The sequence below is a fragment of the Roseixanthobacter finlandensis genome, assembly GCF_043195105.2.
Taxonomy (GTDB): domain Bacteria; phylum Pseudomonadota; class Alphaproteobacteria; order Rhizobiales; family Xanthobacteraceae; genus NCEH01.
This window is the reverse complement of record NZ_CM195536.1, coordinates 1,282,513-1,298,346: the sequence shown is the minus strand read 5'-3', so window position 1 is coordinate 1,298,346 and position 15,834 is coordinate 1,282,513. Positions and strand designations below refer to the sequence as shown.

General features: G+C 66.4%; 11 protein-coding genes. 2 read left to right on the top strand and 9 right to left on the bottom strand.

Annotated elements, in window-relative coordinates; translation table 11 throughout:
- Positions 1–115: 115 nt before the first annotated feature.
- Positions 116–1,315, top strand: a complete 1,200-nt coding sequence (locus V5G24_RS06065) for a sensor histidine kinase (RefSeq protein WP_394086009.1) — start codon at positions 116–118, stop codon at positions 1,313–1,315.
- A 42-nt stretch (positions 1,316–1,357) separates the two neighbouring features.
- Here V5G24_RS06065 and cobT read toward each other — a convergent pair whose 3' ends face one another.
- From cobT to V5G24_RS06020, 9 genes are all read right to left on the bottom strand, one after another.
- Positions 1,358–2,383, bottom strand: a complete 1,026-nt coding sequence (gene cobT / locus V5G24_RS06060; protein ID WP_394086007.1) for a nicotinate-nucleotide--dimethylbenzimidazole phosphoribosyltransferase — start codon at positions 2,381–2,383, stop codon at positions 1,358–1,360.
- A gap of 63 nt (positions 2,384–2,446) precedes the next feature.
- Positions 2,447–5,653: an efflux RND transporter permease subunit gene (locus tag V5G24_RS06055; protein WP_394086006.1), complete on the bottom strand. Its 3,207-nt coding sequence runs from the start codon at positions 5,651–5,653 to the stop codon at positions 2,447–2,449.
- 12 nt (positions 5,654–5,665) lie between these two features.
- Positions 5,666–6,853: an efflux RND transporter periplasmic adaptor subunit gene (locus V5G24_RS06050; protein WP_394086005.1), complete on the bottom strand. Its 1,188-nt coding sequence runs from the start codon at positions 6,851–6,853 to the stop codon at positions 5,666–5,668.
- Positions 6,854–6,993: 140 nt separating this feature from the next.
- The gene (gene murJ / locus V5G24_RS06045; protein WP_394086004.1) at positions 6,994–8,562 is read right to left on the bottom strand and encodes a murein biosynthesis integral membrane protein MurJ; all 1,569 of its coding nucleotides are present in this window, start codon (positions 8,560–8,562) and stop codon (positions 6,994–6,996) included.
- Between the two features lie 173 nt (positions 8,563–8,735).
- Positions 8,736–9,890 (bottom strand): DegT/DnrJ/EryC1/StrS family aminotransferase, encoded by a 1,155-nt coding sequence (locus V5G24_RS06040; protein WP_394086003.1) that lies wholly within the window; start codon positions 9,888–9,890, stop codon positions 8,736–8,738.
- A gap of 23 nt (positions 9,891–9,913) precedes the next feature.
- Positions 9,914–10,906, bottom strand: coding sequence for a Gfo/Idh/MocA family protein (locus V5G24_RS06035; protein WP_394086002.1), 993 nt, complete (start codon positions 10,904–10,906; stop codon positions 9,914–9,916).
- Positions 10,907–11,157: 251 nt separating this feature from the next.
- Positions 11,158–11,793 (bottom strand): outer membrane protein, encoded by a 636-nt coding sequence (locus tag V5G24_RS06030; protein WP_394086001.1) that lies wholly within the window; start codon positions 11,791–11,793, stop codon positions 11,158–11,160.
- Positions 11,794–11,999: 206 nt separating this feature from the next.
- Complete coding sequence (locus V5G24_RS06025) at positions 12,000–12,698, bottom strand: outer membrane protein (RefSeq protein ID WP_394044221.1); 699 nt, start codon at positions 12,696–12,698, stop codon at positions 12,000–12,002.
- A gap of 206 nt (positions 12,699–12,904) precedes the next feature.
- On the bottom strand, positions 12,905–13,498 hold the full coding sequence (locus tag V5G24_RS06020) for an outer membrane protein (protein ID WP_394086000.1): 594 nt from the start codon (positions 13,496–13,498) through the stop codon (positions 12,905–12,907).
- 207 nt (positions 13,499–13,705) lie between these two features.
- Between V5G24_RS06020 and uvrC the strand changes: the two genes are divergently transcribed.
- Positions 13,706–15,808: an excinuclease ABC subunit UvrC gene (uvrC, locus tag V5G24_RS06015; RefSeq protein ID WP_394085999.1), complete on the top strand. Its 2,103-nt coding sequence runs from the start codon at positions 13,706–13,708 to the stop codon at positions 15,806–15,808.
- The last annotated feature ends 26 nt before the right edge of the window (positions 15,809–15,834 follow it).

The following is a 15,834-nucleotide window of genomic DNA, read 5'->3' as shown; positions in this document are numbered from 1 at the left end:
TGGTCAATGGGGCGCCGCCGCGTTAACCTTTCATTAACCCTCCTCGCGCAGGAGTCATCATGAAACCTCCCATGGGCAGACTCACCTGCCCGCGGGTGCGCGGAAGGTTCGGGCCATGGAACGCCTTTTCGGCTCTGGCGCTCGCCCCGCCCTCGGCCCCACCGGGGCCGGGATGCCGAATGGATTCCGCAAGGTTCAGCACTCCGACCTTCCCCAGTCTGACCTGCCCCAGTCTGACCTGCCCCAGGCGACCCGCCATCTGCACGCGGCCCAGTTCGCCGCGCGGCGGGCGGCGGGGCGGCTGGCGATCGCGGCCGGCGCCGCGCTGGGGCTCGTTCTGCTCGCGGCCCTCCTCCAGCCCCCGCCCCTATTCGTGGCGCTCATCCTGGCCGCTGCCGTGCCCCCCGCGCTCGATGCCGCCCGGCAGGGGCTGCGCCTGCGCCAGGCGCTTCGGGCTGGCACGCGGGCTCTGGCGAGGTTGACGCAAGCGGCTGTGCGCGCCGAACGGGCGATCGCCGATGCGCAGGCGGAAAACGCGGCCAAGTCGCGCTTCCTCGCCGAGATGAGCCACGAATTACGCACCCCGCTGAACGCGGTGATCGGCTTTTCAGAAATGATGGCCGATGAGGTGCTCGGCGCCCATGCGGTCGCGACCTATGGCGATTATGCCCGCGACATCCACAGCTCGGGCCGCCATCTGCTGGCACTGGCAGACGACATATTGGACGTGGCGCGCATCGAGACCGGCCATCGCACCTTGCTGGAGACGGCGGTCGCCCTCGATGCGCTGGCGGCGGACTGCGCCCACATGATGCGCCTGTCCGCGCACGGCAAGGCGATGCGCCTCGCCGTGGTCGCCGCGCCCACGGCACCGCGCCTGTGGGCGGACGAGCGGGCGTTGCGGCAGATCACGCTGAACCTGCTCGCCAATGCGGTGAAATTCACCCCGGCCGGCGGAACCGTGAGCCTCCACGTGGGCACGAGCGAAACCGGCGCACCGTTCCTGGCCATTGAGGATACCGGGCCGGGCATCGGCGCGGCCGAGCTGCCGCTGAAACTGTCGGCGCACAATAAGGAGAGCCGTCTTGATCTTGCCACCGGGCGCGGCGCCGGGCTGGGGCTCGCCATCGCGCGCGGCCTCGCCGCGCTGCATGGGGCGCGCCTCACCCTGGAGCCGAGGCCGGCGGGCGGGACCCGCGCGCAGGTGACCTTCCCGCCCTCCCGCGCGCTGTCGGCGCAGGAAGACGCGCGCGAGGCCAGTGAGGCGCAGCGCATTTCAAGGCTGGAGATCGCGCTGGCCCCGGCCGCTGAATAGCCGGCCAGGTGCGCCCTTTCGAAGACCGAGGACCGTCGGTCTTTAGTCCTTGTCGGAGACGCCCGCTTCGGCAAACGTCGCCATGCCGCGATGGCAGGCGACCGCCGCCTTCACGATGCCCACCGCCAGCGCCCCGCCCGAGCCTTCGCCGAGCCGCATGCCGAGGTCGAGCAACGGCTCCAGACCCAGCTTTTCCAGCAATTGCCGGTGCGCCCGCTCGGCGGACACATGGCCGGCGAGGCAATGGTCGAGGGCGGTCGGGTCCAGCGCATGAAGCACGGCGGCGGCGGCGGTCACCACATAGCCGTCGAGGATCACCGGCACCCGTTCATGGCGGGCGGAGATGATGGCGCCGGCCATGGCGGCCAGCTCCCGGCCGCCGAGGCGGCGCAGCACCTCCAGCGGATCGTCGAGCGCGGCCCGGTGCAACTCCACGGCTTCGCGGACGGCATTGATCTTGCGGGCGAGCACCTCGCCCGACGCGCCGGTGCCGGCGCCGACCCATTCCTCCGCCGTGCCGCCATAGAGGCCATGGCAGATGGCGGCGGCGACCGTGGTGTTGCCGATGCCCATTTCGCCCAGCACCAGCACGTCGGCACCGCCCGCGATGGCCTGCATGCCGAACGCCATGGTGGCGGCGCAGGCTCGCTCGTCCAGGGCCGCTTCCTGGGTGATGTCGCCGGTGGGCAGGTCGAGGGCGAGGTCGAACACCCGCAGCCCGGCATCGAAGGTGGCGCAGATCTGGTTCACCGCCGCCTTGCCGGCGGTGAAGGTGTCCAGCATCTGCTTGGTGACGGAATTGGGATAGGGCGAGACGCCGCGCTCGGTCACGCCATGGGTGCCGGCGAACACAGCGACCATGGGCCGGTCCGCCGTGGGCATGGCCTTGCCCTGCCAGGCGGCGAGATGGGCGGCGATATCCTCCAGCCGCCCGAGTGCGCCGGGCGGCTTCACCAATTGGCCCTGCCGTTCGCGGGCGGCGTCGCGCGCCGCTTCGTCCGGGCCCGGCAGGGTCGCGATCAGGTGGCGGATATCGTCGAAGGGAAGACCGGTTTCGGCAGAGTGCATGACGCTCTCAATGAGGATGACGCCCTCGATGGGAAGGGCGCGCGGCTTCAGCCGCGCACCTTTCTATTCCGCCGGAGCGGGATGGTCACCTGTCGGATGCGGTCCGGCGGGATGATCGCCGGAACCGTCCTTGGCCCGCTTGCGGCCCAGCGCGGCCAGCCAGCGCGCCGTCACATAGAACACCGGCGTGAAGATGAGGCCGAACAGTGTCACGCCAATCATGCCGGAGAACACCGCCGTGCCGAGCGCTTGGCGCAATTCCGCGCCGGCGCCGACCGCCCACACCAGCGGCACGACGCCGAGGATGAAGGCGAGCGAGGTCATCACGATGGGGCGAAGACGCAGCCGGGCGGCTTCCACCGCCGCCTCCTGGCGCCCGTGGCCCTGGTCTTCCAGCTGCTTGGCGAACTCGACGATCAGGATCGCGTTTTTCGCCGCCAAGCCTATCAGCACGATGAAGCCCACCTGGGTGAGGATGTTGTTGTCCTGACCCCGCAGGATCACGCCGAGCAGCGCCGCCACCAGACACATGGGCACGATGAGGATGACCGCCAGCGGCAAGGTCAGGCTCTCATATTGTGCCGCCAGCACCAGGAACACGAACACCACGCCGAGCGCGAACGCGAAGATGGCGGTATTTCCGGCCCTCTGCTGCTGATAGGCGAGCGCGGTCCATTCATAGGAGAAGCCTTGCGGCAGGACCTGCGCCGCCAGCTTCTGCATAATCGCCATCGCCTGGCCCTGGGAATAGCCGGGCGCCGGGCTGCCGTCGAGTTCCGCCGCCGGATACAGATTGTAGCGCGGCACGCGGTAGGGACCGGAAATGTCCGAGATGGTCGTGAACGAGCCGAGCGGCACCGTGTCGCCCGCCGCATTGCGCACGCGGATGGCGAGGATGTCCTTCGGATCGAGGCGGAACGGCGCATCGGCCTGGACCTGAACGCGGAAGGTCCGCGAGAACAGGTTGAAATCGTTCACATAGCTCGAGCCGATATAGGTCTGGAGCGCCGCGAACACATTGCCCACGTCCACCTGGAGCAACTGGGCCTTCGAGCGGTCGATGTCGAGATACATCTGCGGTGTCGAGGTCTCGAACAGCGAATAGACCTGCATCAGGCCGGGGGTCTTGGCCGCAGCGCCCATCATGGCATAGACCGCGCCCTGGAGCGCCGGATAGCCGGCGCCGATCCGGTCCTCCACCATCATGCGGAAACCGCCGGCATTGCCGATGCCCTGCACCGGCGGCGGCTGAACCACGATCAGCAGCGCTTCCTGGATCGAGGCGAGCTTGCGGAACAAGGTGCCCTGCACCGCTGTCGCGGTGCGGGTGGGGTCGCCACCGCGCTCCGAGAACGGCTCCAGGATCACGAACATGGCGCCGGCATTGGGCGCATTGGTGAAGGTCGCTCCCGAGAAGCCGGCGATGTTGATTATATGGCCGACGCCGGGGGTGCCGATCACCTGATCCGCCGCCGCCTTCATCACCGCTTCGGTGCGCTGCATGGAGGCGCCGGGCGGCAATTGCACCGCGACGATCAGATAGCCGCGATCCTGCTGCGGAATGAAGCCCTGGGGCGTCGTCACGAACAGATAGCCACCGAAGCCGACGATGCCCACATAGACGATCAGCACCAGCGCGACGATGCGCACCAGCCGCCGGGTCATCCAGGCATAGCCGTTGCCCAAGCTCTCGAACATGCGGTTGAAGATGCGGAAGAAGCCGACCACCGGCCGCGCATACCAGGCAACCGGCGCATCCGCGTGCGCATGCGGCCGCAGCAGCAGCGCGCACATGGCGGGCGAGAGCGTCAGCGAGACCAGCAGCGAGATCAGGGTCGATCCGGCAATGGTCAGCGCGAACTGGCGGTAGAACTGGCCCGAGATGCCGGTGATGAAGGCGGTGGGAATGAACACCGCCGAGAGCACCAGCGAGATCGCGACCAGCGCCCCGCCCACCTCGTCCATGGTCTTGTAAGCGGCATCGCGCGGACTGAGCCCCGCCTCGATGTTGCGCTCCACATTCTCCACCACCACGATCGCGTCGTCGACCACGATGCCGATGGCGAGCACCAGGCCGAACAGCGACAGATTGTTCAGCGAGAAGCCGAACAGCGTCATGACGAAGAAGGTGCCCACCAGCGAGATCGGGATCGCCAGGATCGGGATGATCGCGGCGCGCCAGGTCTGCAGGAACAGGATCACCACCAGCACCACCAGCACCACGGCTTCGCCGATGGTATGGAGGACTGCCTCGACCGACTGCTGGATGAATTCGGTGGGGTTGTAATAGATCGCGTATTTCAGGCCCGAGGGCAGCTCCTTGCCCAGCTCCGCCATCTTCGCCACCACCGCATTGCCGGTGGACAGCGCGTTCGAACCCGGACGCTGGAATACGCCGAGTGAGATGGCGACGTCGCGGTCGAGGAACGAGGTGGAGGAATAATCCTGCGCGGTGATCTCCACGCGGGCCACATCCTTCAGCCGCACGAGCGCGGTGTTGGTCTGCTTGATGACCACATTGCCGAACTGGACGGGATCGGACAGGCGCCCGAGCGTGCGCACCGCGATCTGGAAGGCGCGCTGCTGCGGCACCGGCGGCTGGTTCAGCACGCCGGAGGCCACCTGCACGTTCTGCGCCTGGAGCGCGGTGACGACGTCGCCTGCGGTGAGGTTCAATTCCTGGAGCCGCTGCGGGTCGAGCCACACCTGCATGGCATAGTCGCGGGCGCCGAACACGGTGATCGAGCCGACGCCGTCGATGCGCGAGAGCACGTCCTTGATCTGGACGTTCGCGACATTGGAGATGAACAGCGGGTCGCGCGAGCCGTCGGGCGAATAAAGGCTCACCACCAGCATCAGATCGGGCGAGCTCTTCGCCGTCACGATGCCGATCTGCTGCACTTCCTGCGGCAGGCGCGGCTGGGCGATGGCGACGCGATTCTGCACCTGCACCTGGGCGATGTCGAGATTGGTGCCGAGGTCGAAGGTGACGGAGATCGAGAAGCGGCCGTCAGCGGAGGAATTGGAGGAGACATAGAGCATGCCCTCCACGCCGTTGATCTGCTGCTCGATGGGAGTCACCACCGTCTCGGCCACCACCTCGGCGCTGGCGCCGGGATATTGGCCGGTCACGGTGATCACCGGCGGCGCGATTTCGGGATATTGGGCGACCGGAAGGCGCAGGTAGGACACCGCGCCGAGAATCAGCACGACCACCGAGACGACGGACGCGAAGATGGGACGGTCGATGAAGAAATGGGAGAAGCGCATGGGGTCTTCTCCTCACTTCGCCGTGGTGGCGCTTGAACCTGAATTGGCGGCGGGTGCGGCGGCGGGCGTCGCCGGGGCTTCCTGCGGCGTCACCTTCACGCCCGGACGCACGCGCATCAGCCCGTTCACCACCACCAGATCCTCAGGCGTAAGGCCGGACTTGATGACCCGCGCCGTGCCTTCCAGCTGGCCGATCTCGACGAACTTCTGCTGGATCACATTCTCGGGCCCGACCACATAGACGAACTTGCGCAGCTGCTCGCTGCCGATCGCGACATCCGGCACGGTCAGCGCCTGATAGGGCGGCGAGGCGGGCAGCTGGATGCGCGCGAACATGCCGGGGCGGAACAGGTCGTTCTTATTGTCGAACACCGCGCGGCCGCGGATCGTGCCGGTGGCGCGATCGACCACATTGTTCAGGAAGTCCATCTTGCCGACATGCACGAAGCTCTTGTCGTCGATCAGCTTCAGCTTCACCGGCCCGCCGGTCAGGGCCTTGCCCTCGTTGAGGCGCTGGTAGCGCAGGAGCGAGGCTTCGTCGAAGGTGAATTCGAAGCGGATCGGGTCGGTGGAGACGATGATCGCGAGCAGCGTGGGCGCGGCGCCGGCGCCGCCGAGCACGTAATTGCCCACCGAGACCCGGCGGTCGCCGATGCGGCCATCGACCGGCGCGCGCAGTTCGGTGAATTCCAGATCGAGCTTGGCCGAGGCGACGGCGGCTTCCTGCGCCTGCACCGTGGCGGCCGCGGTGCGTTCGGTCTGGGTGCGCTGATCGAACGCCTGCTTGGAAATGGCGTTGGAATTTTTGTCCTGGAGCAGCGTGCGGGCGCGCTCGAGGTCTGTCTGGGCGAAGTCCAGATTGGCCTTCGCGACCGCCAGATTGGCCTGGGCCGAGTCCAGGGCGATCTTGAACGGCCGCTGGTCGATGGTGAACAGCAGGTCGCCTTCCTTCACCAATTGACCGTCGGTGAAATGGATCTGCGCGAGATAGCCCGAGACGCGCGCATGCACGTTCACCTCGTTGATGGCAACGAAGCGCCCGACATATTCGTCATAATCGGTGATGGTCTGGCTCTTGGCCTTCGCGACCGTCACAGCCGGGGGCGGAGGCGCGGCCTGCTGCTGCGGCTGGCTGCACCCCGCGAGAACAAAACCAAACGCAAAAAGAGCGGCAAGCGGAAGGCGGGCCGATACGGACATGAATGAGGCTCCGACAGGCGCCGCAAGGGGCGCCTCTTGATTGTCAGAAATGACGGGCGGCGCCTTCCGCAACCGACGAGCCACGTCACTAGCGAAGGTCGCATAGCACAGCGATGTGCAATGCAAAACGCTTTAAAGCGTCAATCGGGCTGCCGCGTGGCTTTCACGGCATCGGTGGCGCGCCGCCCTGCCAGACCCCGCAGGAACCGGCGACCCAGCATTGCCCAAACGGAAAGCGCATAGGCGAGCCCGCCCGCACCGACCACCAGGAGGAAGATCACTTCCTCGCGAGCAAAGGCGAATCCCGCCGTGAGCTTCGCCGCCAGGGGACCTGCGCCCAGCAGCACCCCTGCCAGCACAAGGCCGCACACCGCCAGCCGCACGAGATTGCCCGGCAAGGTTCCATCGCCCACAGGAAGGCCACGCCGGCGGGCGAACCAGATCAAGAGGCCAAGATTGATCCAGCCGCCGAGTGCGGTCGCGAGCGCCAGCCCCACCTGCGCCAGCGTGCCCATGAGGGCGAATTTCAGCGCCACATTGATCGCCACCGCCAGCAGCGCCGCCTTCATGGGGGTCGCGGTATCGCCCCGCGCGTGGAACGGGGCGATGAAGGCGCGCACCACCACGAAGGCGATCAGCCCGATGCCATAGGCCTGCAAGGTGGCGGCCGCCTCCGCCGCATCGCCGCGCGTGAAGGCGCCGCGCGCGAACAAAGCACGCATGGTGAGATCGGGAATCAGCAGCGCCGCCACTACGAACGGCAGCGCCAGCAACACCGCCAGTTCGATGGAGCGGGCCTGGGCATGGGCGGCCCCCGCATCATCGCCGCCGGCGAGCCGGCGCGACATCTCGGGCAGCAGCACCGTGCCGATGGCGATGCCCACCACGCCGATGGGCAATTGGTTGATGCGGTCGGCATAATAAAGCGCGGAGAGCGCGCCGGTGGGCAAGAACGTGGCGATGATGGTGTCGGCGAACAAGGCGATCTGCACCCCGGCCGATCCGATGATGGCCGGGCCGAGCGCTTTGAGGAATTGCCGCGTGCCGGGATCGAGGCGCGGCCGGCCGAAGCGCAGGCCGATGCCCGTGCGCTCGGCGTCCCAGCCCACCAGAATCACCTGCCCGACGCCCGAGATCAGCACGCCCCACGCCGCCGCGTGCCCGGCCGTGGGAAACGCCGCCGCGCTCAGCAGCGTGCTGACCATGCACACATTCAGCAGGATGGGAGAGGCCGCCGCCATGGCGAACCGGTCGGACGCATTCAGCGCGCCGGAGATCAAGGTCGCCACCGAGATCAGCGCCAGATAGGGAAAAGTGATGCGCGTCAGCGTGATGGCGAGCGCGAACCGCTCGGGGTCATCGGCAAGGCCGGGAGCCAGCAGGCCCACGAACTGGGGCGTGAACGCCAGCGCGCCCGCCAGCAGAACGCCATGCACCAGCGCCATGGCGGTGAGAATCTCATCGGCGAAGGCGCGCGCGGTCGCAATCCCACCTTGCTCCTTCAGCCGGGCATAGGTGGGCACGAAGGCGGCATTGAACGCGCCCTCGGCGAAGATGGCGCGGAAATGATTGGGCAGGCGGAACGCGACGAGAAACGCATCCGCCACCGGCCCGGCGCCCAGCACGGCCGCCATGACGACATCGCGCACGAAGCCGGCGAGCCGCGAGAGCAGCGTCAGCCCGCCGACGGAAAGGATGTTGCGGAACATGAACCGGCTTTTCGTGACAGGCGGACAATGGCTGCGTGCGCACGCGACGGGCCTGCACCCGTCGCGTCGAATCGCCCGCGCAGCATAAGCGAAAGCCGCCGCCCGCCCACAGGCTCCGTTTCAGCGCCACAGGACCCGGCGCCTATGGTGGCCCGCCATTCGGCGCGCGCGCTTTATTCGGCGAGCGCGCGCCGCACGGCGGCGATGATGCGGTCCTGCGTCGCCGCGTCGAGATAGGCGTGCATCGGCAGGCTGATGACCTCCTCGCACAAGGTCTCGGCCACCGGCAGGATCGCGCCCGCCGCCGGATAGGCGCCATAGGCCGGCTGGAGATGCATGGGGATGCGATAATAGACGGCGGTGGGGATGCCTTCCGCCTTCAGGGCTTCGGCCAGCGCATCGCGGCGGCCCGGAGCGAGGCGAATGGTATATTGCGCCCACACCGAGGTCGCGCGCGGATCGACGAAGGGCACCACCGCCACATCGGCCAGCGCAGCATTGTAGCGCGCGGCCACCTTCTCGCGGGCGGCGATCTCCTCTTCGAAGATGGCGAGCTTCTCCAGCAGCACCGCCGCTTGGATGGTGTCGAGCCGCGCGGTCATGCCGATGCGCACGTTCTGGTACTTGTCCACGCCCTGCCCGTGCTCGCGCACGCTCTTGAGCACGGTGACGAGCTCCGCGTCATCGGTGAAGATGGCGCCGCCGTCGCCATAGCAGCCGAGCGGCTTGGCCGGGAAGAAGGAGGTCGCGGCGGCGTCGCCGATGCTGCCGGTGCGCTTGTTGTTCCAGGTGCCGCCGAAGCCCTGGGCGGTATCCGCCAGCACCTTCAGCCCGTGCCGCTCGGCGATCGGCAGCAGCGCATCATAATCGGCCGGCTGGCCGAACAGATCCACCGGAATCACCACCTTGGGGATCAGCCCATGGTCCTTGGCGACATCAATTGCCAGTTCCAGGCTCTCCGGGTCCATGTTGAAGGTGTCTTCCTTCACATCCACGAACACCGGCGTCGCGCCGACCCACGGCACCACCTCGGCTGTGGCACAGAAGGTGAAGGCGGGGCAGAACACGGCATCGCCCGCCTTCACGTCCCACGCCATCAGCAGCAGCGCCAGCGCATCCGTGCCGCTGGAACAGGCCACGGCATATTTCGAGCCGGCGAACGCGGCAAGCCGCTCCTCCAGCAGCGCCACTTCCGGGCCATTGATGAAGCGGCAGGAATTCAGCACGCCCTGCACGGCCTGATCGATCTGTGCGCCGATGCGCTGGCGCTGGGCGGCGAGGTCGATGAAGGGAATCGGTGCCATCTGAGCCTTCACGTGAGACGTCATGATAAGTCCTTGAAAGGGGCCATTCAGCCTGCGGCTCGAAGGCGGGCCGTGCGCGCCTTCGCTTCCGCGCGCTCGCTGAGGCAGGCGATGGCGATTTCCAGGCTCGCGACACCTTCTTCGCCGGTGACCGGCGGCGGATTGCCGGTGCGCACCGCCTGGAGGAAATTCTCCAGTTCCGTGCGCAGCGGCTCGGAATAGGCCACCGGCAGGTGGCGCATGGAATAGGCGCCGTCCGGCCGATAGTCGAAGCATTCGGTGACCTGGCGGGTCAGCAGATCGCCGATCACATATTTCTTGCGGGTCGCCACATGCACCGTGCGCGCCTTGAAGGGCGTCAGCCAATTGGTGTTGATGTGCGCCAGCACGCCCGAGGCGGTGCGGAATTGCAGCAGCGCGATATCCTCGCGCTCGGCCATGGCGCTGGAGGTCTGCGGCTGCAATTCGACGATGTCGGATTCGGTGAACCAGCGAATCAGATCGATGTCGTGCACCGCAAGGTCAATGACCACGCCCACATTCGACATACGCGGCGGGAACGGGCCGACGCGGGTGATGGCGATGGAGAGCAGGTCCTCGCCGCGGATCGCTTCCTTCACCGTCTGCACGGCGGGATTGAAGCGCTCCACATGGCCGACCATCAGCGTCACGCCCCGCGCCTTGGCGGCGGCGATGATCTCGCGGCCCTGCTCGGCGGTGGAAGCAACCGGCTTTTCCACCAGCACCGAGGTGCCGGCATTGATGATGTCCAGCGCGATCGGGTGATGCAGATGGGTCGGCGCGGCGACGATGATGGCGTCGAGGCCCAGTTCCAGCAGCGCATGATGATCCGCCACCGCCTGGCAGCCGAGGAAGCCGGCGACCCGGCCCGCCTGTCCGGCGTCGGGATCGGCGATGGCCACCAGTTCGGCGCCCGGCAATTGGGACAGCACGCGGGCATGGTTGGACCCCATGATGCCGATGCCGGTAACGCCAACGCGGATGCGGCGCTGCCCCAGTGATGCTCTGTCCTGAGCCATGAGAGGCCTCTTTCTTTGTCGCTTCGTCCGGCTCCTATCACGGGAGGTGCGCCGGACGCGAGCCGCGTGGGTCCGTTAGCCCCCTTGCGACGTTCAAGAATTGCGTCGGCGTATTACCGGACATGCTGCAATGCGGCAAATTCCGCCGCGGTAATGCGATGCTTCCCCGCGGCGGCCGCTGCCGCGCCCAGCCCACAAAAAAGGGGATGCGCGGTGGCGCATCCCCTTGTCGATACGGCTTTTGCGAAGGTTTAGAACTTATAATTCACGCCCAGGCGGGTGGTGCTGGAGGTCACCCCAGCATCGGCGCCGATATTGTCATAAGTCTTCGAACCGAGGTCGGTATAGAGATACTCGGCGCGGGCGGTCCAATTGTTGGTCAGCGCATATTCCAGGCCGCCGCCGACGGCCCAGCCCACATGGGTGTTGGAATCGCTGAAGCCGAAATCGGTGATGGTGTTCTTGCCATAGGCGAGGCCGCCGGTGACATAGGGCAGCACGCGGTCGAAGGCATAGCCCAGGCGCGCGCGCACGGTGCCAAAATAATCCAGCTTGCTGGAGAGACCATAGGCGCCGCTGGAGATGTCGCCGCCCTGAAGGTCGGCCTCCACGCCCACCAGAACATTGTTCACGAATTGGTAATTATAGCCGACCTGCCCGCCTGCGGACCAGCCGGAGGGATTGAGCCCATAGAAATCGGCCGCATCCTTGCCCGAGCCCCAGCTGTAGCCGGCATTGCCGCCGATATAGAAGCCGGTCCAGGAAAACACGGGCGGCGCCGAAATCACCGGGGCCCGCGCGGGGGCGGGCCTGCTCAGATCAGCCGCCATGGCGGGAGCTGCGAGCAGAGTGCTCAGCAGCGCACCAGACAGAAGAAGCCTTTTCATAAAACGCACCTCGACACTTACCGTCGAGGTGGAGCATCCGCCTTGAGGCCGGCCCGGAGATGGCGCGTGGAAGGCGAAGCCGTGGCAGGGAGAGGGTCTCTCCGTGGCGCCGCGCATCCTCGGACGGCATTAAATTACCTCCGTCCACATAAAGAAAACCCCGGGCTCGCGCCCGGGGTCTAAAATCAGCCGAAACCAATCAGCGATCAGAACTTGTAGTTCACGCCGAGACGGACGGTGTTCACGTCGAGGTCGGTGTTGATCGAACCGAGGGTCGAGGGGATGGAATACGTGTTGCCCTGGAAGTTGGCATACAGGTATTCGACCTTGGCCGTGATGTTGTTGGTGAAGGCGTATTCCACGCCGCCGCCGATGGTCCAGCCCCAATTGGTGGTGGAGGTGTCGACGCCGTAGAAGTTGCCGAAGCTCACGCGCTCCCAAGCAGCACCACCGGTGATGTAGGGCAGCCAACGATCCATGGCATAACCGGCGCGAGCGCGGATGGTGCCGAAGGTCTTGATTTCGGGCTCAACATTCGCGCCGATGAACGGACCGCTCAGGATGAGGCTGCTGTTGGAGATCGAACCCCACTGGGCGTCGGCCTCAACACCGAGAACGATGTTGTTGGCGAACTGGTAGTTGTAGCCGATCTGACCACCACCGAGGAAGCCGTTGGCATCGCCAGCGCTGTAGTTGGAATACGGCGCGCCATAGAACGGCGAGACGTTGAACGAATTGCTCGCCCAGCCCCAGCCGACGTTGCCGCCGAGGTAGAAGCCGGTCCAGGAGAAGACCGGGACGACGGCCACGGCCTTGACGGGATACTTGGTGGCGAGGTCGGCCGCAGAGGCGGCGCCGCCGAGGAGGGCCAGGGCAGAGACCCCGGCGAGAGCGCGCTTCAACATTGTTACACCCTTCATTACGATGCGAAACCAGAATGAGCGGACCTTACAGCGAGTCCACCGTCCCGTCTGTCACCCTGGAGCAACACCGCCCCAAGAAAACAGGGCGACATTGTGACCAGGAGACTACATCAGAACACAATTGGCAATCAAGGGGTAGCAAACCCAAGCTTCCGGCCAATACGGTTCTAATTTCCCAGCTTAAGATTTTAGAAACGATAGTTCACGCCTGCACGCAGAACATTACCGTCGTACCCGACCGAGGCCGGTCCGATCAATGACGAGTAAGTAGAACTACCAAGATCGACGTAAAGATATTCCGCACGGGCACTCCAGTTGCGATCGAGGGCAAATTCTGCGCCCGCTCCGATCGTCCAGCCAGAATGTGACTGAGAATTACTCAGCCCCGCGACCTCAAACTGCCCCTGGCCATAGGCGAAGCCCGCTGTCGCGTAGGCCATCACCCGGTCAAAAGCGAAACCCAGTCGGGCCCTTACGGTTCCAAGGTAATCGACATTGAATGCGCCCGCGCTGATGCCGGACCAGTCGAAATCGGCCTCAAGGCCGGCAACGAGCGGCGAACCGGCGAATTGGACATTATATCCGCCCTGCAACCCGCCGATGAAACCGCCCGGGCTCTCGGACGCGGCCGTTCCCCATCCGTAACCGGCGTTGGCGCCAAGATAGAAGCCGGTCCAGGAAAACGGCCCGGCCGGAGCCGCAGAGCCATAATTGCCATATTGCGCCATGTCGGCGGCGCTGGCTGGCGCCGCCAGGCTGATGCATGTGGCGGCGATGGCCAACCAACCTCTGCTCATCCTCCATCCTCCTGCCGATAAACCCGCCGCAGCCGGATCCCGCAAAAGGCATAAGTCGGAAATGGCAAAGGAAGTCTGGCCAACACCCCGCTTGGCCTCAGGCATTACAAAGTCAGGGTAAACAAAGGGTAAATCCGGTGCCCCGCGCTCGCCCCCCTGGCCCTGGCGGCGGCTTATCCCTACCTTGCAGCCATGATCGCCCGCCCGCCCCTCGACCAGCCCGACGATAGCTTCGACCCCCAGGACACCGACGAGGAAGCCGCGCTGGTGCTGGAGACCCAAGCCGAAGGCGAGGTTGCCCCCGGCACCCTCGCCACCGGGCGGGAGGCGATCGCGCGCGCGGTGAAGCACGCGCCCTCCGGGCCCGGCGTCTACCGCATGATCGCGGCGGACGGCACGGTGCTCTATGTGGGCAAGGCCAAGAGCATCAAGAAGCGGGTGCTCAGCTATACCCGCCTGGTCGGCCACACCAACCGAATCGCCCGCATGATCGCGGCGACGGTTTCCATGGAATTCGTCTCCACCCGCACCGAATCCGAAGCGCTTCTGCTGGAAGCGAACCTCGTCAAGCAGCTGAAGCCGCGCTTCAACGTGCTGCTGCGGGACGACAAATCCTTTCCCTACATTCTCATCACGGCGGATCATCCGGCCCCGCAGATCCTCAAGCATCGCGGCGCGCGCAGCCGGCCGGGGCATTATTACGGCCCGTTCGCCAGCGTCTGGGCGGTGGATCGCACCATCAACGCCCTGCAGCGGGCGTTCCTGCTGCGCTCCTGCTCGGACAGCTATTACGAGAATCGCACCCGCCCCTGCCTGCTGTTCCAGATCAAGCGCTGCTCCGGCCCCTGCACCGGCGAAGTAAGCCATGCAGATTACGCAGAGCTGGTACGCGAGGCGCGGGCTTTTCTCACCGGACGGTCGCGGGCGGTGAAGGAAGAGCTGGCGCGCGAGATGGAGGCGGCCTCCGAGGCCCTGGAATTCGAGCGCGCGGGGCGCCTGCGCGATCGCCTCGCCGCGCTGTCCGCCGTCCAGGGCAGCCAGGGCATCAATCCGCGCTCGGTGGAAGAGGCGGACGTGTTCGCCTGCTATCAGCAGGGCGGCGCCACCTGTATCGAAGTGTTCTTCTTCCGCACCGGCCAGAACTGGGGCAACCGCGCCTATTATCCGCGCGCCGACAAATCGCTGGACGAACGCGAGGTGCTCGGCGCCTTCATCGCCCAATTCTACGAGGACAAGCCCTGCCCGCGCCTGATCCTGCTCAGCCACGAAGTGGAGGAACAGGCGCTGATCGCCGAGGCGCTGAGCGAGAAGACCGGCTCCAAGGTCGAGATCGCCACGCCCCGCCGGGGCGAGAAGCTGGATCTGGTCAGCCACGCCTTGCAGAACGCGCGCGAGGCGCTGGGCCGCAAGCTGGCCGAGACCGCGACCCAGGCGAAATTGCTGGAGGGCGTGCAGGAAGCGTTCGCCCTCAAGGGGCCGCCCCAGCGCATCGAGGTCTATGACAATTCCCACATCATGGGCACCAATGCGGTGGGCGGCATGATCGTGGCGGGGCCGGAAGGCTTCCGCAAAAGCCAGTATCGCAAGTTCAACATCAAATCGACGGACATCACGCCGGGCGATGATTTCGGCATGATGCGCGAGGTGCTGCGCCGCCGGTTCGCCCGCCTGGTGAAGGAAGCGCCGCGCGGCGCCGCGCCCACCGTAGAGGAACACGCGCACGCGCCTGCCGCCGACGCGCCTCTCGCCGATGAAGAGGCGGCGCCCGGCGCCGTCCTGGCCGATGCCCTGGAAGATCCCGCGCCCGCGGTGCCGGACGAGGCGGATGCCACCTCCCCCTGGCCGGACCTCGTGTTCATCGACGGTGGCCTTGGCCAGCTCAATGCCGCGCGTGCGATTCTCGAGGAACTCGGCATCACCGACGTGCCCCTGGTGGGCATCGCCAAGGGGCTCGACCGGGAAGCGGGGCGCGAGCAATTCTTCATCCCCGGCCGCCAGCCGTTCCGCCTGGAGCCGCGTGACCCGGTGCTCTATTTCGTCCAGCGCCTGCGCGATGAAGCCCATCGCTTCGCCATCGGCTCGCATCGCGCGCGCCGCAAGAAAGACATTACGGACGCCGGCCTACAGGCCATTCCCGGCGTGGGTCCCACGCGCAAACGCGCCTTGCTGCGGCATTTCGGAACGCTGAAGGCCATCGAGCAGGCTTCGCTCGCGGATCTTGAGCAGGTGCCGGGCATCAACGCCTCGACCGCGCAGGCCATATATGGCTATTTCCATAGCCAGCCGGGACGCTGACACGCGCCGGCGTGGACACCCGCCTC

Coding starts and splice junctions, on each gene's coding strand:
- V5G24_RS06040 (WP_394086003.1), bottom strand. CDS start 9,890: ATGACGTCTCACGTGAAGGCTCAGATGGCACCGATTCCCTTCATCGAC.
- V5G24_RS06055 (WP_394086006.1), bottom strand. CDS start 5,653: ATGCGCTTCTCCCATTTCTTCATCGACCGTCCCATCTTCGCGTCCGTC.
- uvrC (WP_394085999.1), top strand. CDS start 13,706: ATGATCGCCCGCCCGCCCCTCGACCAGCCCGACGATAGCTTCGACCCC.
- V5G24_RS06035 (WP_394086002.1), bottom strand. CDS start 10,906: ATGGCTCAGGACAGAGCATCACTGGGGCAGCGCCGCATCCGCGTTGGC.
- murJ (WP_394086004.1), bottom strand. CDS start 8,562: ATGTTCCGCAACATCCTTTCCGTCGGCGGGCTGACGCTGCTCTCGCGG.
- V5G24_RS06030 (WP_394086001.1), bottom strand. CDS start 11,793: ATGAAAAGGCTTCTTCTGTCTGGTGCGCTGCTGAGCACTCTGCTCGCA.
- V5G24_RS06025 (WP_394044221.1), bottom strand. CDS start 12,698: ATGTTGAAGCGCGCTCTCGCCGGGGTCTCTGCCCTGGCCCTCCTCGGC.
- V5G24_RS06065 (WP_394086009.1), top strand. CDS start 116: ATGGAACGCCTTTTCGGCTCTGGCGCTCGCCCCGCCCTCGGCCCCACC.
- V5G24_RS06050 (WP_394086005.1), bottom strand. CDS start 6,853: ATGTCCGTATCGGCCCGCCTTCCGCTTGCCGCTCTTTTTGCGTTTGGT.
- cobT (WP_394086007.1), bottom strand. CDS start 2,383: ATGCACTCTGCCGAAACCGGTCTTCCCTTCGACGATATCCGCCACCTG.